The sequence below is a fragment of the Arthrobacter sp. 260 genome (assembly GCF_013116745.1).
In the GTDB taxonomy this organism is placed as follows: domain Bacteria; phylum Actinomycetota; class Actinomycetes; order Actinomycetales; family Micrococcaceae; genus Arthrobacter_D.
Genome location: NZ_JABFOE010000008.1, coordinates 106120 through 130824, shown reverse-complemented (window position 1 = coordinate 130824; position 24705 = coordinate 106120). Strand labels below are relative to the sequence as shown.

The window sequence follows — 24705 nt, the reverse complement described above, 5'->3', positions numbered from 1 at the left end:
GCGTTATATCTTGATCTCGATTCAAGTGAGGTTTATCCACCGGGTTGTGAAAGCCGTCGCCTGACTAGGATCCCCGTCCGTTCGAAATATTCTGACTCGATACTTGCCAGGGGAAAGATCATCGAATATAACGACTTGGCGAGCTGAATAACTCCGCCGGCGAATAATGTCAGAGGCTTTGAATAGTCGATACGCGAGCTGGGCACCGTCAGGGGCGTAAACCTTAATCCGGATGCTTCCTTTGCTCTGATCCGCGGTCAGAATATAGGGAAGTGCTTCCTCAGGGGATTCCGCAACCCACTGCTCGAGGTTAGCTCGAAGGAAGAACCTAAATACAGAACCGATGTCAGCGTGCGACAGGTCCGCCAGAACCGTGACGCTGGGAGGCACGGCCCTTTCTATAGACATTCCATCTACAAGCGGCTGGACATGACGAGGGAGGTGATGATCGTTAGCCCCTACCAGGATTGAAACCCGGGTGGCATCCTCCGCATGACGAGCGTATCTATCGACAATCCCGTCCAGGTGGGCAATGTCTTCTTCACCTTCCCCACCGGCCATAAATAGCAGTATATTGGGATGTGGGCCGGCTACGAAAGTTCCTATTCGTGTCTGGGGCGCCCCTACAACTACTCTGCCGGCCGGGAGAGCGAAACCATGGATAAGGGCGGCAGTTCCCCCTTTAGAGGACCCAGCGGTTACGACATCGGCCGTATCGAGACCGTTGTCGCGTACAACCTGCTTTATCAACGACTGGACGGCATCGAAAATGTCGGTCGAGCGGTGGTCGGAATGATAGTAGGCACCCTGGTCACCGAAGTCGTCCAGAATATAGAGAGCGCTGATGTCGACGTCGTCCACTGTTGATTTGTAGTTATAGGTGAAATCGCCAGGATTGTGGATTGCCGTAAAAATGACCACCAATCGCTTCCTGCCTGCTTGGGACGATCCTTGTGAGAATAGGTAATTCAAGGGTATCGGGCCGTCGTGGCGAGACCAGCCGGATGCTGGGAGCGAAAGATTTCTATCAGTGTAGTTGAAATCCGAGAGTCGGATCTTCGTTGCTATCTTCACGTTCGTTCCCGTGAATTTAACTACAACAACTTTCGCGGGCACAGCTTCACCAAACTTTGGAAATCTCCAACCAAGTGGTTTTGGTTTCTTGACGCCTTCGTGAAGGGAAATCGAGGTGGGAACGGTGGCTGAAAACATTAAGTCCATTACCTTCTTGTTTTCATGGAACAGTTCAAAACCCTGACCGTGCAGCGTCACCTGAACTTCAGTACCAAGATTCCATAATAGTTCGTACTGATGTTCCGTCGAACTGGACACAGAGTCTTCGAGATCGAAGGATGGAACTTCTGATCCATCTGTCACCGATACCGTGCGTTGGTGAACGACATCCTCATATCTGGCGTTCTTTCCGACAACGACAAATCCGTCCGAACGCTCCTCAACTAATTCTAGTGTTACCTGATCTTTTTTATCATCAGTTCGAGGAAGACTCGCCCCGTCTACTACAAGACTATTATGGGCGTATTGCGAGTAAGCGTAACGAGAGAAAGGGTCCTTGTAATCGTAGCTAAATGGCCCGGACTCGCTCAATAGATCGATTTCTTTGCTGCGAAGGAAGAAGCTGAGGTCATCTGAATGTTTGTGATAGTCGGCGTTGTATGCTGCGGAAAAGAACGCATAAGTTGCTCCGACATGTCCCCACTGATCCCGGTAGACGGCGTAACCAGACTCTGGCAAAACAAGCCACCGCTCTTGGGGAGGGTGTCCATGCGCACCGGCACTGCTGGCGTAGGCGAATTCGGGGCTTGTGAAGACTCGGTGCATACCGGCACGATTGACCGGTATCTGCTGTGTATCGCTGATGGGAGGGTACACTCCGTCCGGCATGAGAGCGTGGGTAGCGTAACGTTCCGCGCGGCTTATCAACTGAGCGTAAAAAGCAGCGTCCGGGTGGTTTGCGATCGAAGCGATGCGCTGCACATTCGCGACTTGTCGGGAAACCATCAGGTGGTAGGTCGGCGTGTTTTCGACATGCACGCCGTCCTCGGTGAAGCATTCGCTGAAATAGGCCCGAAGCCGAAGCATCGCGATGTTGAAGTAGGTTTCGGGTCGGTCTCCTCCGTCAGAAGCCGACAAAATGCTCCAGTAAAGGAGTGCGAGATCCTGGAACATGCCGTGGTTGTTCCCAGCAGAGTGAAAGTCGTCTCTTGCCAACAGGTCCGCTGTCGAACTAATGAGGGGCTCAAGAACTTGTTTATCTAGATCCGGGTCGATTATCCGCACCCTTATTTGTAAAGACATAAGGTTTAGGAGACGCTGGGCGGTCGTCTCATCGTGATATGCCATCGGTTCCGCGTCCGATGGTTTGGGATGCAGCTCCTTCCAATCCCTGACCAGAGCCACCGCCATCGTCGCGGCTTGGTGTGCTGTCTCCTTGGCCGTGAGGACTGTTTCAAACCAGTCGACAAAGAAAATGAAGCCGTGAAGGTAACGTTGCTGGCTGCGGGGAAAAGGTTTAGACCAAATTCCTCCGTTATCGTATTTCACATCGGCAAAATTAGGGGAGGAAATTGTGTGATTCTCGACAAAGTTCATCGCCCTCGCGGTACTTGCGTCCCCTTTAGCTCGAGGTAATAGGGAAAGAACAACCTCTCGGAGCCTCGTCGTTTCTGGTTCTGTAAGCATTTTCCCTGAATCTCATTCGTATGACCTGCGGACTGACATCGAACTCGGCACCTAGGGGGAAGCCCGCTGTTCAATTCATCAAGCTTAGCCTCCGTCAGTGCCGTACCCGGCCGGTCGGCAACCTTGCGTGGACCGGCCGGTCGCAGAGGAACGTGGACCGTCCTGGTCCGTCTCGTTTATTTCGCGCTGGTTATCGAGGGGCCACCGTGACAGGGAACACAGGCGCGCGGGTTGGGGCCTAGCGGAGGACCTAGACTTCCTATTTGGCAGTCGCGGTCAGGTTGAGGTTGGATACGTTGGTCATCGTCATTTTGATGATGGTGAGCGCTTGCCCGCTTGGGCCCTTGCCTGGGGCCGCGACGGCCCCCAACTTGGATCCCGACGGTACTCCGCCGAAATTGATAGTGATCTGCTGCCCATTCTTATTCAGGGTGGCCCGGTTCAGACTGGCATCGATTGTGACCGCTGCGTCAGTTACCCATTGCCAGGTCATTGCCTTACCTGAACTTGCCTTCGCCACGTCGTTGATGACCATACTCGTCGGAGTGTGCGTGACGGTACGGGTTGCCGATGAGGTGCCCGGCAACGCCTGGGCCATATCAACGGATGCGGATGACGATGAAAGGAGCTTAGTTGCGCCCTTCGCGCCGATCGGTTGATTCGACTGGCCCATGAGCAATGTGGAGTGCGCAGAGGTACCAGGCTTCCAGAAGTTCCAGCGGGTGGCCGCACTGTAGTAGCCAGTGGGGTTGTTCAACTCGGTTCCAGGATCGATCGACCATTGAACACCCTTTCGGAAGAAGGACACTGTCCCGAGATCGAGATGGGAATGAGCCGTGGTGTTTTCTCCACCCTTCAATGTTGCAGTCCCGGCTGTCGATCCGCTTGGCAGGTGAAGCGCGGCGAATCCTGTGAAGGGGTACACCGAAGATTTCTTAGCGGGAAGTTGACCCGGCTGCGCCCACCACCACATCAATTGAGAGTCAGGCTTTGCTTGATTCTCTTTCCAAACCCACGCGGCAACTCCAGCGTCCTTGGTGGTGTAGGAGATCCAGGCTGGCATCAGAGGACTAAGCGGATTTGGCTCAGAATCCGCAAAGGGAGTCGGTAGACCATCGGGACCAGTGCTGTTCATCGCGTAGTCCGCTGTTTTGGCAAGTGAAGGAATTGCTATTGGGTTGGAAGCGTACACGTTGGGAAGGGTTGAATACAGGGTCGCGAAGGCCCGGCTTTCGTAGGTCCAATATCCGGGGCCTTCCTGAGAACCTCCGTCAGCGGTGACCATAGCGAGGGCAGGCTGAATGGATACTAGGGATTCTTTAGCAAGGGCGGCGGCTTGAACGGGTGACTTCTCTAGGTAGACGGCCGATGCGACGAACGTTGCTGCGTTGTGAATAGCCGCAATATTTGTGGCTGCATCGACGAAGTTTTCCCTGTCTGCGTGGAGGCAGGTTTGCGGGCCGAGCCACCGCACCAGAACTGTCTCTTCCATGCCAGCGACCGGTGCCCAGTCGTTTGCGGTGCCGGCTGCCAGAAGGAGGTGGGACGCAGTCAGTGTGCTCATGGTCTCGGGTCCGCTTTCGAGAATCCGTCGTGTATCCGAACGCATGGCGTCCCGTGATTTGGTGTCTCCTGCCTGGAGCCAGCCATATCCGAGCCGCGAAACCCGAGTCGAGAAGCTACCTCGCAGCTGGTCGATTGTGAGTACGTCCGCGGCTTGGTTGGCGGCTCCTCGGATCATTTGTCCGTGAACCTTCTCGATCGCGGGGTTAGTTGCTGCGCGAGAGTTCGCGTCAGCAATCATCTTGTTGGTTGTGATGATGCCTGGCCCATTAGTTGGCAACTTCGGAGCGAACTTCGACTCCGCGACTGGAAGCGCGCAACCGCCTAGGAATCCGACCCAACCCGAGGACGCGGGAATGGTGCCGGTACGACCCTCAAGCTCGTCGCGCCAAGCTGGCGCCTGAAGCTTTGCGGCAGAGACAACTTTTCCGATGGCGTTACGCTGTGCGACTCGGTCGGCGGCGAGAACTGTAGTAAAGGCCTCTGCGCGAACCTTAGTTGCTTGATACGCAGATGCCGAGATCCGTGCGGCATTCAGGTCAGATAGCGCCGTCTTAGCCACGTTTTGCTGAACCACCCTCAGATCAATCAAAGCCTTCATCTGGGTGGCGCTGGTCTTCACCGTGGCTGCTCGGAGGCTTTCGGAATCGACAGCTTTGGCCGCTGCCGTCATAGCGGTCTGGGTTGTCGCTGCGGTAACCAATGCCCCGGCCTTGTCTAGGCTCACCGTCCCGTTTGCGACGGCATCCTTGACAATTAATCCGTCTGCACGAGCCAAGGTCGAAATGAACGGTCGTGAATCCACATATAGATTCTTCGCCGCGGTGATCCTGGTCCGAAGGGTTGCCCGCTGGTCGTTCAGGCTCGGCCCACCTGCCGTAGCTTCTCCGGGAGTTGTGACTGTTGCCTTTGCAGGGGATGAAAATCTCCCATCCTTGTCGTGTGCAAAGAAGGAGTAGGAATAGGTCGTCAATGGCTGTAGACCAGTGTTCGTCGCCGTGGTCTTCGGAACGGGGACATCGCTAACTGCGGTGCCATCGGTTGGGGAGGCGGGCGCGATGGTACCGGCGGCACGCCGAACGAGGACGCCGGTGTATGCGCTGGATGTTGGGTTCGTCCACCTGAGCGTCACTGTGGTTGGGGTGCCAGCATAGGCAGTCACTGCAGAAACCGGAGCGGGCGGTGGCGCGGCAACCGCTGGGCTACCCGCGTAGCGGTACATGAATGCCGCCATCGCATCCCGATTGACAGGCAAGAGTGGACGATAGGTCCTATCGGGCCAGCCCTCGGAAATCTTCTTGGACGCCAGCCAACTAATTTCCTTGTAGAACTGGACCCCTTTCCCTACATCTGTAAATCGTGCCGTTGCCGGGGCGGTGTAGGAAGGGCTCTTTGCCAGTCGATACATGAATGCGGCCATAGCGTCTCGGTTCACCGGCTCTAGCGGTCGGAAGGTTCCATCGGAGTAGCCGGTCGAGATCTTCATGGACGCTAGCCAGCTAATCTCCTTGTAAAACTGGGTCGTCGTGGTGACGTCTCGGAACGGCGATTTAGCGGGCGGTGTGTACGCTGGGCTATCCGCGAGCCGGTACATAAATGCCGCCATCGCATCCCGATTGACCGGCTCTAGCGGTCGAAAGGACCCGTCCGAGTAACCGGTAGAGATTCTCTCGGCGGCTAGCCAGCTGATCTCGTCAAAAAATTGATTATCGCTGCGCACATCGAAGAAGGATCCTGCCGCAGCCGACACTGTCGCGTCCTCTACGGTTTCAACGGCGTTGGCCGACCCCATCGCGAGGAAAGGAACAACCAAAAGGAATGCTATTGCCGAAGCAATCAAACGACGTGCACGGGTGAAGAAAGACATGAAGCTGACCTCCGCATAAGCCAGCCCCAACGACCGACACCCTGGATAAATTCCGGGTTATGGCGAACCTACAGCAGCGCTGAAGCGTAAAATCGATTCTTGCTCAATCATGATCCAACGCTGATTCAATCCTGTGGTAAACGCGCGGCTAGCGGTAGCGAGATGGTTTGCCGAGTTTAGCCCGCAAAATGATCCCAACCACCTGAGCCTTTCGAAACCGCACCTACCCGTACCGTCGGTTCCCCAGCGGAAACGCTTCCGATCCTTGTGAAGCCACCTGGCAGTAGCGATCTTGGGGGAAACGTCGCGAGAAGTGCGTAGTCTTCGCCCCCAGAGAGCACCCATTCCCGAGGATCGACATCAAGCAGTTGGGCTGCCTCGAGCAGAGGTTGAGTGAACCGTTCTATAGCGAGAGGGTCTATGTTGATACATACTCTGCTTGCCGTGGCGATTCGCCCAGCATCCCGAACTAATCCATCAGATACATCCAGCATGGAACGGGCACCAGCCATGGCTGCGGCTGGTCCCGCTGCTAATGGCGGCCTCGGACGTTGCTGTCGCAGTGTCAGTTCCTGCAGGTCGGCCGAGAGCCTGGTGAAATGATGATCAGATTCCATTAGCGCCAATCCTGCCGCAGCCCGTCCCACCGTTCCAGCGAGTGCGACGACGTCACCCGCTTCGGCACCTGATCGTAGAATCGGTTCTCGATAGTCAAGCGTCCCAGTAACGGCGATCGAGACGGTGAGTTCGTGCCCGGCTCCCAAGTCACCCCCGACGACACCGCACCCTGCAGCACCAAGCTCCCTTATCGCCGCTGCCAGTCCATCAACAAAGTCCTCAATCAAAATGACCGGGGTCCGTCCCGGCAAGGTGAGGCTTACTACCATCGAGGTGGCTCGCGCGCCCATGGCATTGATGTCGCTGAGATTTTGGGCGGCTGCCTTCCACCCAATATCGAAACCCCTAGTAATATGTCCGTTCGATCGATTGAGTCTGAAGTCTTGCCCTTCGACAAGTGTGTCGATGGAGATCACAACTCGTCCGTCCTTCGCGGTAATTACTGCGGCATCGTCCCCTGGCCCTACAACTGCGACTTCTACGTTTAGGAGCCTCGGAAATATTCGCTGAAGAATTTCTGATTCGCTGAGGTCGCTGACGGTGAATGACATAACCCCAAAGTACTAGGACCGAGAGGAGAAACTATAGTAGAACCCTCTTTAGTCCTTGAGGGAGAGTTGCCAGATTGAAAAGCCCAGCAGACCCGCACACTCCGGCCGCACGTCATATGGCGCCCGATTCTGCACCAGCTACCCGCCAGCCCAATAGAGCCAGCCTCGGACCAAGCTCCATCCCAGCGGCCCCCTATCGGTCGTCATTACCCTCGGGGCGTGACCGGTCATACAAACGCAGAAGGACCATCGCGTTGGTCCTTGCATCGTTAGTTGCCACATGTGTTCCTACGCTCATCGTCGCACTGGCGCTCCTAAGATAGGCTGTGACTCGAACACAACCGCAACCTCAGGGGACACTCTTGCCTGTCATTATGCCAATCTACGGAACCCGCCCTGAGGCCATAAAGATGGCACCGATAGTTGCCGCACTGAAGGCATCAGAGTGCCTTAGCTGTGTGGTGACAGTTACAGGTCAGCACCGAGCGATGTTGGATCAAGTTAATGAACTATTCGGCATCGTCCCAGACTATGACCTCAATATCATCCAACAACGCCAAACTCTCACGTCAATAATGACCAGGACCATCGATGGCCTAGATCAACTATTCGAGCACTCAAAACCTGACGCCGTCATCGTCCAGGGAGACACCACAACCTCTACAGCCGCGGCCATTGCTGCCTTCTATCACGGTATCCCTGTCATTCATGTGGAAGCCGGCTTGCGATCGGGCGATCTCTTCTCGCCGTTCCCTGAGGAAGCAAACCGTAAAATAACTTCCCAAATCGCTAGCCTCCATCTGGCGCCGACCTCTAGTAGTCGGGACAACCTTCTCGCGGAGAACGTTCCGGCAGAGAACATCGTTGTCACGGGAAACACCGTCATCGACGCCCTACTGAACACTGTCAAGCAAAATGTCCCGTTCGCCGATCCCCAATTGGAGGAGTTGTCGGTTTCCGGCAGAAAAATTCTTCTAGTAACCACCCATCGCAGGGAAAATCAGGGGGAAGCCATGCGAGGCGTTGGGCGAGCTATAGCGCGGATCGCAAAAGCTGAACCGCGACTCACGATAGTGTTGCCCGTTCACAAAAATCCGGCTGTAAGAGAAGCCGTGCTTCCCGCCATCGAGGGGCTGCAAAACGTGATCGTGACGGAGCCCCTCGCATACGGTGAGTTCACCAGACTTCTTTCCATTTCGCACATCATTCTTACAGACTCGGGCGGAGTTCAAGAAGAGGCGCCTAGCCTTGGCAAGCCAGTTCTTGTGATGCGGGAAAACACTGAACGGCCAGAAGCAGTCGATGCTGGAACCGTATCGCTGATCGGTACCGATGAGGACAGAATTGTCTTTGAAGTCGATAATTTGCTCAACGACAAGGACAGCTTTAATTCGATGGCCAGCGCGATCAATCCCTACGGGGACGGCCAAGCAGCTGATCGGTCAGTAGCTGCCATCGAAAAAATGTTCGATTTGGGTGAACGAATGGCCGACTTTGCTACGAATAGCACCGAGCGCAGGGCAAGTTGATCAATGACTGCTGATCGCTCATATGACGTGGTATCGATGGTCCCTGAGCGATTCTCTGCCCCAAATCTCCTGCAATAGCCTGCTTCACGCCTGAACGGTGTCAGGCTGAAACACATTCGACACTAATCTCGCGCGGTATGGGGAGGGTGTGTGCCTATGGCAGCCTGTCGGTCAGGGATTATTCCGCACTAGGCCGATAAGCACCCCTCAGGGTCCCTTCACGTTCAATGGCTTGGTTTCGTTCTGGTGGATCTTGATGCCGCAACCGTAGCCGGAATCGTTTTGTCCGAAGAGCGCTCCGACAACAGACCGGACTTCGCGTTTGGGGCGCCTAATAATTCGTTTCAGACCGTGGTTGACCATACTGCTTCCATCCTTCCGAGCTGGTCGAGGCATAGCGACAAAGTGCAAACATCAACCGTAATTTCGATAAGGAAAGCTTGCCTTTCACCTTACCGACCCTCCTGCGGAACCGATGTGTCTGTCCAGCGCATGGAAAAAGCGCCACAGCCATCAAGGGCGTCATAGATCCTTCGATGGGGTGACACCGTCGGCTTGCTGTGGAAGCGGACGCGCAGTACAACGAACGAGCTATCAAGTTGTCACTAAGCCACTATTAGACGCCCGACCAGCAGTAGGGCACGCACGCTTCAAATCAAAGCCCATGAAACGACCACTGAAGACTGGGTCAACGTGAAGCTCAATCGGAACCGTGACCATTTCGATGTGGCGACGGCTGTCCCAATGCCATCCCTCAACCGGATAGACTAGACAAGCGTTGGGCGGTTGAACCAGTTTTGCCACTTCACCTGTCTGATGCCATGCCCAGGATCGGAACCGAACCTTTCCGGGATCAAGTCGGCGAGCGGGGCTAATTTTGATATCTGTGATTCACGACTTTCGTTTGGTGGGACCTGCGTTGTCGATTGACGTAGGGATCGAGAACCTTGGTGAGGATGCCGGCGAGAGGCAGGGTGTATTCACTATTGAACTTTTCGATGAATCTGCCGAGCAGTTGTCTCAGGCCTCCATAAATTTGCCGCTTTCGTCCCATCTTGGGGTCTGCTTTGACTATGTCAAAGAAGCAAAGACGGGGGAGATGTTTCTCTTGAGCAAAATCTCGAGCATGATCCCCTTCTCTCGCGTGGTCATCGGGTACAGTCCACTATTCGCTAAGAAACCCCTCAGGAACGAAGATTTTGGGATTCTTGTTTATAAAAGGAATGAAGAAAGCAAATCTTTTCTAGACAAAACTATTTATGTTTGGCCGACGAAATTAACGGCTTAGAATCCTGAAAGGCTCCACTATGATAATTCAAGAAAAAGACATTTCCGTAGTTATAGGATTCAAAGACTGGGGAGTCGAAAGGCTCTTGATTTCGGTAAAATCCATCCTTAGTTCTTTCGGGGAGCTCGAAGGAGAGGTGATTGTGTCCGATTATGGATCAGTCGTCGATTCAAATGTCAAAAATCTAGTCGAGGATCTGGGCGCGAAGTATGTCTACACCGAAACGGATGGGAAATGGTCGCGGTCGCGCGCTCTAAACGCCGGCTTTGCGGAGTCTCAGGGTCGTGTATTGGTGTCGACGGATGCGGATATGCTATTCAGCCCGTCTGCGATGGAGACGATCGGGCGAAGGGTGCTATCCGACCCCGGGGAAGCTTTGGTGTTGCAGTGCCGGGATCTTCCGAAGAAATATGACAGCGTAGGAATTCTCGCTGCCGGGATGGATTGGGACGCCTTCGAGCGATCTTCGACTCTGAGGCCTCGTTGGGGGATGGGCGGCATGATGGCCGTTAGCCGAGCGACCTTCCTTCTCTTGCGCGGCTTCGACGAGAGAATGGAAATCTATGGGGGAGAGGACATGGACTTCGCGCAACGCGTCCGCTGGTCCGGTCGACGTCTCTCCTGGATCTCTGACGATACAGTTCGAATGTTCCATATGTGGCACCAACCAACCAGGACCGAAACCAGTAAAACTCTAGAGGGTAGGCAGGCGATTGAATTTAACCGCCGTGTCGTTCTTGAGGATAAATCAATAATTCGAAATGTCGTGAAATGGGTCCACAAACCAGCCGACGCCAAGCCTATTGCGTCGGTTGTGATTAGTACTAAGGACAGGGCAGAGTACATCAGCGACAGTATAAACTCCGTCCTCGCGCAGACTGTCGAGGATATAGAAGTCATTGTTATCGATGACGGTTCGACTGATGGCACGGCCAATGTAGTCCAGTCTTTCAAAGACCACCGGGTCAAATATCACTTCCGGGAGGGAGCGGGCATAGCATCGGCCCGTAATTACGCTGCTTCCATTTCTCTTGCAGATTTCACAGTCATCCATGACGACGACGACCTTATGTTTCCGGATCGGATAGAAAATCACTTCGCTTCACTTGAGGCGGGCGTGGCGGGGACTTACGGGGGCTGGATAGACTTTGATCACTCCACTGGGGAAGTAATTTCGAGCAACCCCGGGAAGAAATTTTCGCTCGAAGCTTTGCTATTTTCCGGGAAAGTTTTTGCTCATGCGACACTGATGGTTCGAACGGAACTTATACGGCAGGTCGGCTATGACTTCAGGCTACGCAGTGGCTCGGACTACAACCTGGCCATAAGACTGGCGCGGTCCGGCGCGGTGCTTGTTCACACCAACCATTTTCATTTGATCAGACGACTTCATGAGCGTCAGGTGACTCACCTTGACACAGCAGTTCAAAAAGCCTCAGCCCGCCTCATATCTACCCTAGGAATGCAAAGTATTCGGCCGGGGAAGCAAAGGGTGTTGAGGACGGAATTTTCGAAAGCGCCCGGCGTGGCCGTCACGGGTGATTCCGATCCCGCGGCCTTGATCCTTCCATACCTGCCGGACCACTTAGTGGCCAGGCGCTTAGAGTTGCACCTAGAAAAAGGTAGCCAACTTCCAGCGAGGCTATCGGATCGGGACGGATTCAAGTACGTATCAACGCAAGACGTTCTGAATCGGGGACCGATAGAGATCGAAGCTACCCTTGACGACGCTTCTTGGGATGACATCGTGGCGCTGCGCGGGGCCGAAATCTCTTTCACGATCGTGTACGCCAAAAGGCGCGCCGACTTCATCGTCGAATACCCCCAGATCACCGACCAAATGTTACCAGTTCTTCATCGTCTGATTGTCGGTGACGAAGAGCCAGGCAAGGGGACTATGCGGCTGATTTGTATAGGCTCATCAGATCTGTTTCCCGACACCGTTCCCGACGCTAATTCTCACTATCGTTCGGCGAGTAAGAATGAATCCGTAGACGCTATATCCTTCATATTGTCGGATGGAGAAAACGTGAAGTTGAAATTGTCGCAGTTAGGCATCGACCCTATAGGCGTGTATATCGAGCTGCAGCGTCCGAAGTTGAACGAACAGGGACAATACAACTGGAAAGAAGCGGTGAGCTTAGTTTCATGAAGTTCTATTGGGAAAGAGAAACCTCCACCGGAGTCTGCTCATTAGGAGCAGTTCCCGGAAGCTACGATTCGCATCCGTTGATATCAAACTTGTTAATTGACTATATTCCCCGCTTAGTAGGCAACCCACGTATTTCGGTAGCGTTCACCTTAGCGTTCTCCTCAAGCATTAGCGGGGAGATAGAGTTTCCATCAAAAGTCGGGCCGGAACTGGCAGCAGGAGTTCAACGGCTGTTGGAACCGACAGCCGTCTCGGTCACTCCGATAGACCTCGAACCCAGCCAATTCACGTATGGCGAGAATGTCTTTGTCCTGAACTATGCGTCGGATACACAGCCAGAGGTTACTTGGGCGGGGTTTGATTCACCGCGCTGTATAGGTCTGAACTTGACGGACATGAGTGACTCGTTTTCTGCTCAGTATCGAAACGAGGTTCTATCCGTGCCGACAAACGCCGGATTGTTCGCGACGATGAACAATTTGGGCCAGTTCTCCCATGAGCCATTCATTGCGGTCGCCGTGATGCTTTCGGAGGATTACGATGTCGGCACGATTCGACTGCCGAAGGGCACCCTTCTTGATGAGAATCTCCGGAGAGTTGGAATGCTTCTTCAAACTTGCGGGATGAACTTGGAGTTGCAGCCGTAGTAGCGACTTGGTGCCATCTGTATAAGGCGCACCTTTGGAAACAAGACATTTGATTATTTTACAAACTATGAAATGGGCGGATAGATGGAGATCGATCTAGTTGTAGTTGGCCAAGGCTATGTTGGCCTTCCCCTCGCGCATCAAGCGGTGGAATCGGGATTCAGTGTAGTCGGCCTCGATCTCAACCAAAAGGCGGTTGAGTCACTCAACAGTGGGTCTTCCCACGTGGATGACATTTCAGACGATCAGGTCGCAGGCATGATCAGTAGGGGATATCGAGCAACCTCGGACCCAGATTGTTTGTCGGCCGCCGCGAATATTGTCATCTGTGTCCCCACGCCGTTAGGTGAGGCTGGCTCTCCTGACCTTTCTGCAGTCGAAGGTGCTATACGCGATATTTTGACAAGGGTGAAGAAGGGGGCACTCGTCGTACTCGAATCCACTACTTACCCCGGGACTACTGATGAGGTACTGCTACCGATACTTCAGTCGACGGGGCTTCTGATTGACCGTGACTTTTACCTCGCCTTCTCGCCGGAACGAATCGATCCCGGAAATCAGTTGTTCGGTATAAAGAACACGCCCAAGGTGGTGGGCGGGGTCAGTAGCGCATCGACTGAAAGAGCCGTAGATTTCTATCGCAAGATAGTCGACAGTGTTGTTCCTGTGCGTGGGTCAAAGGAAGCTGAGACCGCCAAATTACTTGAAAACACCTATCGACACATAAATATTGCCTTGGTGAATGAGATGTCCAAGTTCTGCAAGGAACTGGATATCGATTTATGGGATGTCATTGACGCGGCGAAGACCAAACCGTTTGGTTTTCAGGCGTTTTACCCTGGACCAGGGGTCGGGGGGCATTGCATTCCGATCGATCCCAATTATCTCAGCTTCCATGTGCGCAAGTCCCTCAAGTATCCTTTCAGGTTTGTGGAATTGGCCGAAGAGATCAATAACTCTATGCCCTCCTATATCGTGTCGCGGGTACAGGCCTTACTCAACCAGCAGAAGATGAGCGTCAACGGATCACGGATCCTGCTGTTGGGCGTCACTTACAAGGCGAATATTGCGGACCAGCGAGAGTCCCCCTCTACGGAAATCGCCAATCTGCTTACCGGAATGGGCGCTAATGTTTCTTACCACGATCCCTATGTACCAGAGTGGACCAGTCCCGAAATCAGAATGTCCAGGGTGGACGATGTCTATCAAGCTAATAGCGAGGCGGACATAGTGGTCCTTCTCCAGGCTCATTCTGATTATGACATTCCCAGGCTAGGGACGGAGTCCGGGGTCTTCTTCGACACACGTGGGGCCTCTGACGGGGTCAATACTCACCGTTTGTAGCAGTCGTACGCTCAATCGGTAGGTCGCTTGCTCGTCGCGCTAGGGCAAAGAAAAGGATATGCAAGTGACAGACGGTAGAAGACTGTCGCCTGAAGACTACAGTTATCTGGGGAGGCGTTAGCCGACCTCGGTATCCCTGCTGGGCCGATGGCAGCCGAAGCTTTAACTGTGCTTCGTCACCGCGGGGGGCCATGCCTGGATCGGTAGGAGGGCCGCGGACCTCTCGTGCCATTCTTCAAATTTGGATGCAGTACGTTCAAATCCGATTTTGCTCAAATAGCGTAGGTTTGCGGAGAAAGATTATTGCTCCGGCTCTGTCGCACGCTGAATAAGAACGTGGGGCGGGTGCTGGATCTGCGATTGAATGACTAGACCGAGGTTGTATACGCGTCACGGATGGACTATAAGCGGAACGGCGACACATATGTTGGGTACGAGCCTGACATCGTGAACACATTTGGGCGCTCCAATGGCTGGATTCTCACCTTTCCAGACTTCGTCGGGACAAAGCGCTAGCAGTATCCGGGAGTCAAAGAACGACCAATTCATGGGAAGAGCCCAACTTAGTGAACCTAAAAGCCGGGGGAGTACTCACGATACCCGCACTGGTGATGTGTGAGAGGTAACCGGTGAACGTTCCCTGAGGAAGCAGTTCAAGATCGACTCCCACGTTGCCCGGTGTAGTGAAGTTGGACCAGAGATAGAGTTCAGGGTCGTAGGCGCCGGCTTCGGGAAGATCGTTGCGCAGCCGGGTTGTACCCAGGCTGAAGCTATAGACGGTTTGATCCTGCTCCAGGCAAAGGACGTACTGCCCAGCGTTCCAAGCGGGCATGACGGCGCCGTCTGAAAGGAACGACCCGCTTACATGTAGCATCGGCGCCCTAAATTCTAGGTTGCTAAACGAAAAAACGCTTTGTTTTGGATTATTTCCGATGAGTCTGGTTTTTTTAACCGTGCAGCCCTTTTCACTGAGCAGGAGCGTGTAATGGTGCCCACTATATACACTTGATATTTCCAGACTAGTTAGGCAGTCAATTTTGCTATTGTACTTTTTCCCATGCTGAGAAAACTCGGAGAGGAACTCGTATTCGCCTTGGTCAATCTTTGAAAGATCAATTCCTTTTGATTGGTGTGGCTCGAAGCCGCCCCAAGTATAGTCTCGATAGTACTTGTCGTATAGCTTTGTGGCTATGGTCTGGTCAGCTCTCTTACTCATCGGGAACGAGTACTCTGATGTTCGGCTTTTCAAAATCAAAGTTGTCTCCCGTGAATCTGCGTCGACTTCCTCTCCAAGAGCCACCGCATAACCTTGAAAGGTCACGTTGTCATTAATTAGCTGACACCAATGAAACCTTGCTACTGGATTTAGTCGAGCTGTTCCGCTGCTGTTGAAATAGTTTGATGACAGCGCCCGATCGTTCTCGCCGTTTCCGTTCGAGACATGTCCGTATTTTGGAGTGATGCCCTCGCATAGGGCATAAAGGACACTAAGAATGAATGGGATGTTGTAAGGGGTGACGTCCGGATGCGCGCGGACGAGGGATGAATCCGTAAGGAGAAGATTGAAGTTTTTTTGTTTATCCAGATCGCTTACGTGCGGATCGATGTGCACGGCGTATTCCGGGTCCGTGAGAGAACTGATTATGTAAATATTCTTGTCGAAAGATATCGGGTTTGCAATTGAATTCGGTATGTATGTATTTAAGACATTTTCCGATTCATCCTGGTCCTCGTTCGCCATGTAGCAAAATGTTTCCTTCAGTTTGTGTCTGGTGTAGGTGCCTATTTTGGTCTGAGGCACGGAGGCTATGATGTTCTTGAATTCGTACTTGGTCCCGAATAGGAGGGCGGCGCTGCCCCCCTTGGAGCCACCTAGAAGTGTGCAGTTCTCTGGGCCCAGATCCATATCGTCGAGACAGTCAAATATGAGATCACGCACTGCTTTCTCTATGCGGAAATCCAAGCCATGGCAGAGATAATAGCTATTATGGTTATCGACAGAATCCTGTATCCAGAGAATGGCACCCTTTACGTCGTCTAGAGCTTTGCCGTCAAAGCCATACACGTCTGTACGACCTGGTTGGACTGCAGCGAAAACGACGACAAGGTGCCGTCGGTCTTGTTTAGAGGGGCGAAACCGATACCGAATATCTATATTTTCGCGAGAGAAGATTTTGGACTCGGACAATTCGTTCCTATCAGTTCATGATATGGGATTTACCGTGTCGGTATGCGTTAGCGCGGTGAACGACCGTAGTCCCCACGCCGGTCGATGAGTGGTGGCATTAGGCTATCAAAGTAGTCACTATTTAGCTCCTTCGCTTGCGGAACGTCGTCTGACGGAGTCGTTCCGTCAAGGCCGGCAGCCTAGTTGCTGGGGCTGTAGTCAGGGGCTTATGGCAAGGGCCGCGTGAAGTAGGATTGAACGATGCTGAACAGACCTTTGAAGGTACTTGTGATAGGAAGCTGTCGTGTGTCGCGACCGCTGAGCCACTTTCACAGGTCAGGTGAGGTCAACGTGGTCAACTACGACGAGAACATATGGTTCACCCACAGTTCGGCGGCGGCCAGGCAGGCGGTTGATGTTCTTCAGGGTCGCAAGGTTATCCCGCATGACCTGCGGAAGGCTGCGCTCGAGACACATCTGACCTTCCCAACCGACATGGCCTCCGCTTGCGCTGATGGGAATGACGTGGCGGTTGTCGAGGTGAGCACCCTCCGTCGGCACCACGTCCAGGGGGTGGAGCTGAATGCCCATAAGGTTTACGGAATTGCGGCCGAGAGCGGCGTCGCTGGCCGCTCCGTCGTACAGGGCAATGTGGAGCTTCTGCCTGATGGCCATATCCTGCGGGATATGCAAGTGGCCGTTACTTCGTATGATGACCTGAAGGCAGATTTGGTTTCGATCGCCTCACGGCTCGACTGCCCCGTTCTTGCCGTGGACCACCTATATTCCGAGTTACCAGATGGAAGCCCGGTTCCCGAGCGGCTGGCCCTTACTCAAGCTTTGTCAGGCGTGGCTTCGGAAACCAGCGTCGACTTTCTCTCAACGAAAGCAAAGATTCTCGAGATCGGACTTACTGAAGCCCTAACCGACCAAAATCATTATCGGCCCGGGGTTGAGGCTGATGTCGGTCGCTCCCTGCTGGACCGCATTCGCAGCCTGGTTAACTGAAGGCCTCGAAGTTTTGAACTCAGCGGTGGGCGGCGCCGAAACAAATCACTAGACTGTACTTTTTGATCACACCCTCAGGATGAGTGCGATTAGGTCGCGATCTAGATTCTACTTAAGAGAGAGTTTGCCAGGATGAGGAAAGTAACGCTCGACTCCTATGCGGGGGTGGACCGCCTTCGTATCGCCATCGGTGGCGACATCACGGGATCCGAAGTCCGACGGGATGAGGGCGGGGTTGCGATGAGGCTCGTGGACCCCGTGTTGTCGGTCGAGTGTGACGGCGTGGACTTCTCTTCCATCCACCCGGATATCATCGCGCTCATAGGTATCCTGGCCTTTCACCCGATCTTGCCCAACGAAGAGTTTGAGCTGAAACCCAGCTTCAGTGTTTCGCCGAACTTTGAGAAGGCTATCCGGCGGGCGTGGATACTTCCCTACATTCGGGTCAACTCTCCAGGTGAGGCGTCCCCTTTCACTCCGAAGCGTGGAGGAGTGTTGAGCTATGGCGGGGGAATCGACTCTCTAGCCGCCAGTATTATGTTTCCTGACCTCCCTCTTGTGCACGAGACACCATTGCCGTCGAGGCATGCCAGCTACTCCGACATCGTCAACAAGATTGTGACCGACGAGCGGGCCGAAAACTTTGTGGTGTTCGACAACTTGAGGCAATTGTTCACGGTATGGGGCCTTCCTTTGTGGGTATCCGTTTATATTGCCTCCCTTATCCTCGAGCCGAAGTATATTGTCTCCGGATCTGAGTTGACGGGAACGTACCTGCTGGCGGGTAAAAGGTACCTCCCTCGTCATCAGAATATTTGGTATAGAGTTTTTGAAACCATAGGTGTCGACGTCTTGCCCACATCCTTCCTATCGGAGGTGGGAAATGCGAAGATTGTATCGTATTCGAATCGCATGGACGACGCGGCCTATTGTCAAAAAATAGATCGCAAAGATTGCGGAAGATGTACTAAATGCCTGCGTCGGCGAATGATCAGAGCGATGTTCGATCCTTCGGAGATGCATTTAGTCGATGACTTTGTTCAATCTGATCAGATCCACGCCTTCCTCCGAACGCGTCCATTGTACTATGCGGATGTTTTCGTCCACGCAGCCGCGAGACAGGTGCGGCCGACATGGGTAAATGAACACATAAAGGATCTCCTGGAAAAGCACGAAAGCTTCCCTTTTCACGAGGCCTACTATTCGAAGGCGTTTGATCATTTTGGTTACCCCTTGGATCTTCGGGAACGGGCCGAAAGATCTATGGGTTTGGCCGGTCTGAAGGCGTTCACGGAAAGCGACGACGAAGAGTTCACGAATTTTCTGCAGTAAACGCTAGGGATTTGTGGCCGCTTATGGCTGCGAGTGCGGCCTCGGAGCGAAACCTGCCCCCTGGATAGCAAGTTGATGGAGAAGGATTACGACTGGCGCCCAGCTGGTACCCGCTACCAATACTTCGATTCGCTCTCTACCTGCAGAGCGCACTGCGGTAGGCTCGGTATGTGCCGGATTGCCCGGAGTGACCGCAGCGCCGCAGTCACATGCCTACGTGGGATGGGATCACTTTGCAGACGAAAATCACCGCTAACGCGACTGCGATGAAGCGATGGTTGAGCAAGGCCGAAGAGTCCCTGGGCAACCACAGCGACCGGCTGAACGCCATCAACATTTTTCCGGTGGCAGACGGCGATACCGGCACCAACCTGTACCTCACCGTCCGCGCCGCCTCCCAGGCCGCCAACGCGGCAGAGACCACTGACCTCGGCGAACTGTTGAAGATCGCCGGCCAGGCTGCCATGGAGGATGCGAGAGGAAATTCCGGCACTCTGTTCGCGGTATTCCTCTCAGCAGTCGCCGAGCCATTGCATCATCATGTGCGGCTTTCCGGCCCGTTGCTTGCCACGGCGCTGCAACGCGCACAGATCCGCAGCTGGTCAGCGCTCAGCGACCCGGTTCCCGGCACCATGCTCTCTGTCCTCGAAGCAACAGCCAGGGGAGCCGCCGTCGTCGACGGTGCCCAGAACGGCGACGACAGTAACCATGCTCTCGCGCTGACCCTTCAGGCGGCTGTCCAGGCAGCCCTTGAGGCAGTGGTCCACACGGAGAGCCAACTCGGTGTGTTGACCCAGGCGAAGGTGGTGGACGCCGGGGGAGTGGGATTCCTTCTTATTATGGACGCGCTGCGTGCGGCCTCCCTGGGCGAGGAGTTGCAGGACGAACTCCTCGACGGACTTCACGGTTACGACATTCAGGCCCCCCACATCCACAACGGTGGCGACGCCGATGGGGTGGAGGTCATGTGCACCATCAACCTCAGCCCCCTCGACGCCGCAACTTTGCGGCTCCACCTGGACGAGCTTGGCGATTCGGTCATCATGAGCGCAGTTACCGAGGTCGAGGAGGGTTACCGGTGGCGGGTGCACGTTCATGTGCCCACCCCTGAGCCCGCACTGAAGCTCATTCAGGAAGCCGGCAATCCCATCAATGTTTCGGTGACGCAGCTTGCTTCCCCACGGGCCGGCGACACGCCCCTGTACAGCGAAGTCCAAGAGGCCAGTGGATAGTTCAACTACCGGGGAACTTAACTCGCCCCTCGATGGGGTTGTCAGTCCCCAGGCCAAGGTCAGGGCCTTTGCCGAGACCCTCAATATTCACACCTTTAGCCATCTGCTCAACCATTTTCCGCGCGCCTACTTTGAGCGCGGTGAGCTCACTCCCGTGAGCTCCGTGCCGTTGGGTGAAGACGTAACACTGATAGCGCGGGTGCAATCCGCCAACCTGAGGCAGATGCGGAACCGTAAGGGATCCCTGTGCGAGGTAGTCATCACCGACGACACCGGCGGCAAGCTCGGCAGTCTCAGCCTCTCCTTTTTCAATGGACATCAAGCCGCAAGGGATCTGCGTCCCGGCGTCCACGCTATGTTCTCCGGCAAGGTCAGTGAATATCGGCACCGGCTGACCCTCACCAACCCCATCTATTCATTGCTCGACGACGACGGGCCCGTCGACCCCGATCTCCTCGAGGCTCCTCTCCCGGTGTACCCGGCGTCGGCGAAGGTTCCCAGCGAAACCATTAAGAAGGCCGTTGCCAAGCTGCTCGACAGACTCGTGCATTCCCAGTTCAATGACCCAATCCCGCCGGATATTGCGCGTCGGGACAAGCTGATGAATATCACCCAGGCCTATGAGCTGATTCATCGGCCCCACGCAATCGAAGACACCTACCGTGCCAAGCACCGCTTCCGCTACCAGGAGGCGCTGGTTCTGCAGACGGCACTGGCCCGACGTCGGGCGCTCACCTCGCAGGAAGAGGCGACGTCCCGGCGTCCACGCCCGGGCGGCCTGTTGGACCAGTTCGACTCCCAGTTACCCTTCACCCTCACCGACGGACAGAAAGTTATCGGGGAGACCCTTGCTGAAGACCTGTCCTCTTCCCACCCCATGAATCGGCTCCTACAGGGTGAGGTGGGCTCCGGGAAGACGCTGGTGGCGCTGCGGGCCATGCTTCAGGTGATCGATGCCGGCGGTCAGGCCGCGCTGTTGGCGCCGACTGAGGTGCTGGCCGCACAGCACCTGCAATCCATCACCCGTACGTTGGGGTCATTGGCCATGGGTGGAATGCTCGGGGGGGCAGCCGATGGAACCAAGGTGGTCCTCCTGACCGGCTCAATGTCCACGGCGCAGCGCAAGCAGGCAATGCTTGACGCGGCAACGGGCGAAGCCGGGATTGTGATTGGGACCCATGCCCTGCTGTCCGAGAATGTGAGCTTTTTCGATCTTGGGCTCATTGTGGTGGATGAACAGCACCGATTCGGCGTCGAGCAACGCGATGTGTTGCGGTCCAAGGCCACCAATTCGCCGCACGTGTTGGTGATGACCGCAACCCCTATTCCCCGGACCGTAGCGATGACGGTGTTCGGCGACCTCGACGTGTCGACCTTGACCGAGCTGCCCGCCGGCAGGGCGCCGATCACTACCCATCAGGTGGGGCTCACCGAACATCCCGACTGGATTCAGCGCATCTGGGCGCGGGCCAGGGAGGAGATCGACGCCGGGCGTCAGGTGTACGTGGTGTGTCCCAAGATCGGCGACCAGGAGGAGGACTCCACCGCGGTGGAGCTCTACTCGCCCGATGGACCGTCGGACAACCGGGGCCCCCAGCAGGAGTTGACCTCGGTCAACGAGCTATTCGAGGCACTCCAGGAGGTCCCGTCGCTCCAGGGGGTGTCGATGGGAATGCTGCATGGACGGCTGGATCCCGTCGAGAAGAGCGCCACCATGGCCCGCTTCAATGACGGCAGCATCCAACTCCTGGTCTCCACGACGGTGATCGAGGTCGGTGTGGATGTTCCCAATGCCACGCTGATGGTCATTATGGATGCGGACCGGTTTGGCATCTCCCAGCTGCATCAGCTGAGGGGGCGCGTTGGGCGCGGTGGGCATCCCGGAACCTGTCTGCTGGTGACGCAGCTTGACCCCGAGCATCCCAGCAGGGAGAGGCTAGCGGCTGTCGCGTCGACCACCGATGGCTTCGAGCTGTCGCAGAAGGATCTTGAGCTGAGGCGCGAAGGTAACATTCTCGGGGCCTCACAGTCCGGTGGGCGGTCGGCGTTGAAGTTCCTGCGCGTGGTGAAGGACGTGAAGATCATCGAGAAGGCCCGTGAAGATGCCCAACAGATTGTGGCGGACGATGTCGATCTGGTGGATCATCCAGACCTCGCCGACGCAATGGATCTCTACCTGAATCCAGAGAAGGAAGCCTTTTTGGAACGGGGCTAGCTGTCGGTTCGAAGGGGTCTGTTCGTGGCCGACTCTTGGTGGCGTCGGCAGTGGCTGGCTGTGGATAAAGTCGGGTGTTTCGGTGAGCAGAGGCGCCCACTTCTCCTCCACAATGGCAATATTTGCTGGCCCATTCGAATATGTGTTCGATAAAATTGATCTATGGCTATCGCACCCTTCGAGCAGCAGACAGATACCGCTCAGTATCTGGCCTGGCTGAACTCGGAACTGGCTTCGATCGCTGCGGTCCTCCGTGTGTCGGGTCTGGTGATGCCTACCAGCGAACTCGCCAAGAACGCGATCGCCATCGAAACGGTTGGCAGGACCGTGGAGCAGCTTCAGCTCATTAGCGCCCATGCGATCGAGCACCAGAATGTTGCAGTTGTTGGTGAGTCAGATAAGCGCTTGAACCTTTCGGCTTTGGGCGGCAAGGCTACTGACGGGTCCACGAATCGGACCGGGTGCAGGGACAATGCTGAATACCTTCGGAACACGCTGCGGGTCAGCCGAAGCGAGGCGAAGCGGCGCATCCAGTTATCCGGGCAGGTGCTGCCATTGTTGCAGCTCACTGGCGAGCCGGGTGTACCTAAACTTGAACATCTCGCCTCTGCAGTCGCACAATCTACCGTTAGCGGACAGGCGGCCACCCTGATCAGCGCGGCGGTTGAACGAATGAGGCCGTGTGCATCCGTTCAGGATCTTGGTGCCATGGAGTTGGCGCTCACGCGACACGCAGCTGAATCTGACCCTGATTTGCTGAGGGTACTGATTCGCCGCTGGGAGGACGTTCTCAATCCTGATGGTGCCGAGCCGACCGAGGAGATGCTGCGCGTTCGACAGGGCGTCTTTCTACGGGGGAAGCGGCGAGGGCTGCATTACCTGGAGATCGCAGCTACGGATGATCAGTTCGAAAGCCTTGCCACTGTAATGTATTCAGCAACCAACCCTCGGGCCAGAGCCGGGTTGTCTGTTGCCGACACCGAAAAACTATGTGGAACCGATCAGGTTCCGGGGCGGGGCGAACAGCATCAGGGCGCCGCTTCTGAGGATGAGTTGGATCGGTCAACCTGGGCGCAGCAGCTTCTCGATGGCTTGGTGGGTGCTTGTGGGATTGCATTGGCCAGCAACGACCTGTCGACAGCCGGCGGTATGAGGCCCCAGATTCTGGTCACCACTGACTACAAGGAGCTGGCCGCTGAGGTAGGCCGGGGAGGTAGCGCTGCCTTTGGCGGTTTGATGGGGGCACAGTCGATTCGGCGGATTGCTTGCGACGCGAATGTTCTCCCTGTTGTCCTCGGTTCCCAGGGCCAAATTCTTGACGTAGGACAGCTGCGTCGTTTGTTTACTCCTACACTCCGCAAAGCCCTTGTGGCGCGGGACGGTGGATGTGCTTTCCCGGATTGCATGATGCCCTCTCCGTGGACAGAAGGTCACCACATCACCCATTGGAGTCGCGGCGGAGCGACCAGCATCGACAACGGTGTGTTGCTCTGTAGCAGACACCACCATCTGGTCCATCAGGGGGACTGGGCCATTGAGGTAAAGGACCAGGTTCCCTGGTTCGTTCCTCCCCGGTACATTGATCCCGCCCAGAGACCGAGGCAAAACCACTATCACCGCGATCGACACCGAACCCTCCTGAGGTGAGCCCTGGCGAGAAGTTGCTATAGCGGTGAGGCGTGAGGGGTGGACGGACATGGGTGTCGGGTGAGCGGGTGGGGTCAGGCGTGAGGGGTGAAGGGTCAGTGTATGGGGAGGGTGAAGGCGCACGAGCAGGCCATCCCGAGTCGATAGAGTTGAATCATGAGTCGAATCATCGCTGGAGCTGCCGGCGGCCTACCCCTTTTGAGTGTCCCTGGCACCGCTACGCGACCCACCACCGATCGGGTGAAGGAGGCGCTCTTCTCCCGTCTGGATGCCTATGAGGTCATCGCGGACGCCCGGGTGCTTGACCTTTTCTCGGGGTCCGGATCACTCGGGGTTGAAAGCGCCAGCAGGGGAGCGAAGATCGTTGATTTGGTGGAGTCGGCCGACAAGGCAGCCGCAGTCAGCCGATCAAATGCCGACCTCGTCAACAAGACCCTCAAACAGCAGACCGTTCGGGTCCACCACCTGAAGGTGGAAACCTACCTTGACCGCGTCACTTCGGAGGATCAATGGGATCTGGTTCTGATGGATCCTCCCTATCCGGTGGAAAACGAATCGCTGACCACTATTCTCGCAACGCTCGTTCCCCATCTGGCAAAGGGTGCAGTTGTTGTTCTGGAACGCTCATCGCGCTCGCAGGAGCCAGACTGGCCCGCTGGACTGGAACGTTTCGCCGAGAAGAAGTACGGCGAAACCAGGCTATGGTTCGCCGAACCGACGGCAGCTCGTCTGTAGGCGATGGACGATCTCGCGGGTGGGGGGAGGCCGGCCGGACTTTCACGAAAGTAGAGGACCGGAGATGCAGAACAACCCGCGACCGACGAGATCAGCCTGACTCGTCCTGC

General features: G+C 55.4%; 15 protein-coding genes. 11 read left to right on the top strand and 4 right to left on the bottom strand.

Features of this window, described 5'->3' with window-relative positions; translation table 11 throughout:
• Positions 1-21: 21 nt before the first annotated feature.
• The 3 genes from HMI57_RS10905 to HMI57_RS10895 form a co-directional block, all read right to left on the bottom strand.
• On the bottom strand, positions 22-2610 hold the full coding sequence (locus tag HMI57_RS10905) for a heparinase II/III family protein (RefSeq protein ID WP_171586039.1): 2589 nt from the start codon (positions 2608-2610) through the stop codon (positions 22-24).
• Between the two features lie 349 nt (positions 2611-2959).
• A complete protein-coding gene (locus tag HMI57_RS10900; RefSeq protein WP_171586038.1) occupies positions 2960-6130 on the bottom strand; it encodes an S-layer homology domain-containing protein in 3171 nt (1056 codons plus the stop codon).
• A 176-nt stretch (positions 6131-6306) separates the two neighbouring features.
• Positions 6307-7299 (bottom strand): thiamine-phosphate kinase, encoded by a 993-nt coding sequence (locus tag HMI57_RS10895; RefSeq protein ID WP_171586037.1) that lies wholly within the window; start codon positions 7297-7299, stop codon positions 6307-6309.
• A gap of 374 nt (positions 7300-7673) precedes the next feature.
• Between HMI57_RS10895 and wecB the strand changes: the two genes are divergently transcribed.
• From wecB to HMI57_RS10870, 5 genes are all read left to right on the top strand, one after another.
• A complete protein-coding gene (wecB, locus tag HMI57_RS10890) occupies positions 7674-8828 on the top strand; it encodes a UDP-N-acetylglucosamine 2-epimerase (non-hydrolyzing) (RefSeq protein WP_276568909.1) in 1155 nt (384 codons plus the stop codon).
• An 886-nt stretch (positions 8829-9714) separates the two neighbouring features.
• Complete coding sequence (locus HMI57_RS10885; RefSeq protein ID WP_171586035.1) at positions 9715-10116, top strand: hypothetical protein; 402 nt, start codon at positions 9715-9717, stop codon at positions 10114-10116.
• A gap of 19 nt (positions 10117-10135) precedes the next feature.
• Positions 10136-12268 carry a glycosyltransferase gene (locus HMI57_RS10880; protein ID WP_171586034.1) on the top strand — a complete coding sequence of 711 codons (2133 nt, stop codon included), beginning with the start codon at positions 10136-10138 and terminating at the stop codon, positions 12266-12268.
• Positions 12265-12915: a hypothetical protein gene (locus tag HMI57_RS10875; protein ID WP_171586033.1), complete on the top strand. Its 651-nt coding sequence runs from the start codon at positions 12265-12267 to the stop codon at positions 12913-12915. The genes HMI57_RS10880 and HMI57_RS10875 overlap by 4 nt, the downstream gene beginning before the upstream one ends.
• 84 nt (positions 12916-12999) lie before the next feature.
• Complete coding sequence (locus HMI57_RS10870) at positions 13000-14259, top strand: nucleotide sugar dehydrogenase (RefSeq protein WP_171586032.1); 1260 nt, start codon at positions 13000-13002, stop codon at positions 14257-14259.
• A gap of 529 nt (positions 14260-14788) precedes the next feature.
• On the opposite strand, the gene HMI57_RS10865 is transcribed toward HMI57_RS10870, so the two are convergent.
• A complete protein-coding gene (locus HMI57_RS10865; RefSeq protein WP_171586031.1) occupies positions 14789-16324 on the bottom strand; it encodes a hypothetical protein in 1536 nt (511 codons plus the stop codon).
• Positions 16325-16777: 453 nt separating this feature from the next.
• Here HMI57_RS10865 and HMI57_RS10860 point away from each other — a divergent pair, with 453 nt between their 5' ends.
• The 6 genes from HMI57_RS10860 to rsmD all read left to right on the top strand — a co-directional run bounded on the left by HMI57_RS10860 (position 16778) and on the right by rsmD (position 24595).
• Complete coding sequence (locus HMI57_RS10860) at positions 16778-17434, top strand: hypothetical protein (protein WP_171586030.1); 657 nt, start codon at positions 16778-16780, stop codon at positions 17432-17434.
• A gap of 132 nt (positions 17435-17566) precedes the next feature.
• Positions 17567-18766 (top strand): DUF6395 domain-containing protein, encoded by a 1200-nt coding sequence (locus HMI57_RS10855; RefSeq protein WP_171586029.1) that lies wholly within the window; start codon positions 17567-17569, stop codon positions 18764-18766.
• Positions 18767-19032: 266 nt separating this feature from the next.
• On the top strand, positions 19033-19998 hold the full coding sequence (locus tag HMI57_RS10850; protein WP_171586028.1) for a DAK2 domain-containing protein: 966 nt from the start codon (positions 19033-19035) through the stop codon (positions 19996-19998).
• Positions 19991-22213 (top strand): helicase-related protein, encoded by a 2223-nt coding sequence (locus HMI57_RS10845; RefSeq protein WP_171586027.1) that lies wholly within the window; start codon positions 19991-19993, stop codon positions 22211-22213. Before HMI57_RS10850 ends, HMI57_RS10845 begins: the two co-directional genes overlap by 8 nt.
• Positions 22214-22375: 162 nt before the next feature.
• The gene (locus tag HMI57_RS10840; protein ID WP_171586026.1) at positions 22376-23860 is read left to right on the top strand and encodes an HNH endonuclease signature motif containing protein; all 1485 of its coding nucleotides are present in this window, start codon (positions 22376-22378) and stop codon (positions 23858-23860) included.
• Between the two features lie 156 nt (positions 23861-24016).
• Entirely contained in the window at positions 24017-24595 is a 579-nt protein-coding gene (gene rsmD / locus HMI57_RS10835) for a 16S rRNA (guanine(966)-N(2))-methyltransferase RsmD (protein ID WP_171586025.1), read from the top strand.
• The last annotated feature ends 110 nt before the right edge of the window (positions 24596-24705 follow it).

Excerpts from the sequence above, each read along its gene's own strand:
- HMI57_RS10855 (WP_171586029.1), top strand. The coding sequence starts at position 17,567 with ATGAGGAAAGTAACGCTCGACTCCTATGCGGGGGTGGACCGCCTTCGT.
- rsmD (WP_171586025.1), top strand. The coding sequence starts at position 24,017 with ATGAGTCGAATCATCGCTGGAGCTGCCGGCGGCCTACCCCTTTTGAGT.
- wecB (WP_276568909.1), top strand. The coding sequence starts at position 7,674 with ATGCCAATCTACGGAACCCGCCCTGAGGCCATAAAGATGGCACCGATA.
- HMI57_RS10840 (WP_171586026.1), top strand. The coding sequence starts at position 22,376 with ATGGCTATCGCACCCTTCGAGCAGCAGACAGATACCGCTCAGTATCTG.
- HMI57_RS10895 (WP_171586037.1), bottom strand. The coding sequence starts at position 7,299 with ATGTCATTCACCGTCAGCGACCTCAGCGAATCAGAAATTCTTCAGCGA.
- HMI57_RS10900 (WP_171586038.1), bottom strand. The coding sequence starts at position 6,130 with ATGTCTTTCTTCACCCGTGCACGTCGTTTGATTGCTTCGGCAATAGCA.
- HMI57_RS10875 (WP_171586033.1), top strand. The coding sequence starts at position 12,265 with ATGAAGTTCTATTGGGAAAGAGAAACCTCCACCGGAGTCTGCTCATTA.
- HMI57_RS10870 (WP_171586032.1), top strand. The coding sequence starts at position 13,000 with ATGGAGATCGATCTAGTTGTAGTTGGCCAAGGCTATGTTGGCCTTCCC.
- HMI57_RS10880 (WP_171586034.1), top strand. The coding sequence starts at position 10,136 with ATGATAATTCAAGAAAAAGACATTTCCGTAGTTATAGGATTCAAAGAC.
- HMI57_RS10850 (WP_171586028.1), top strand. The coding sequence starts at position 19,033 with ATGAAGCGATGGTTGAGCAAGGCCGAAGAGTCCCTGGGCAACCACAGC.
- HMI57_RS10905 (WP_171586039.1), bottom strand. The coding sequence starts at position 2,610 with ATGAACTTTGTCGAGAATCACACAATTTCCTCCCCTAATTTTGCCGAT.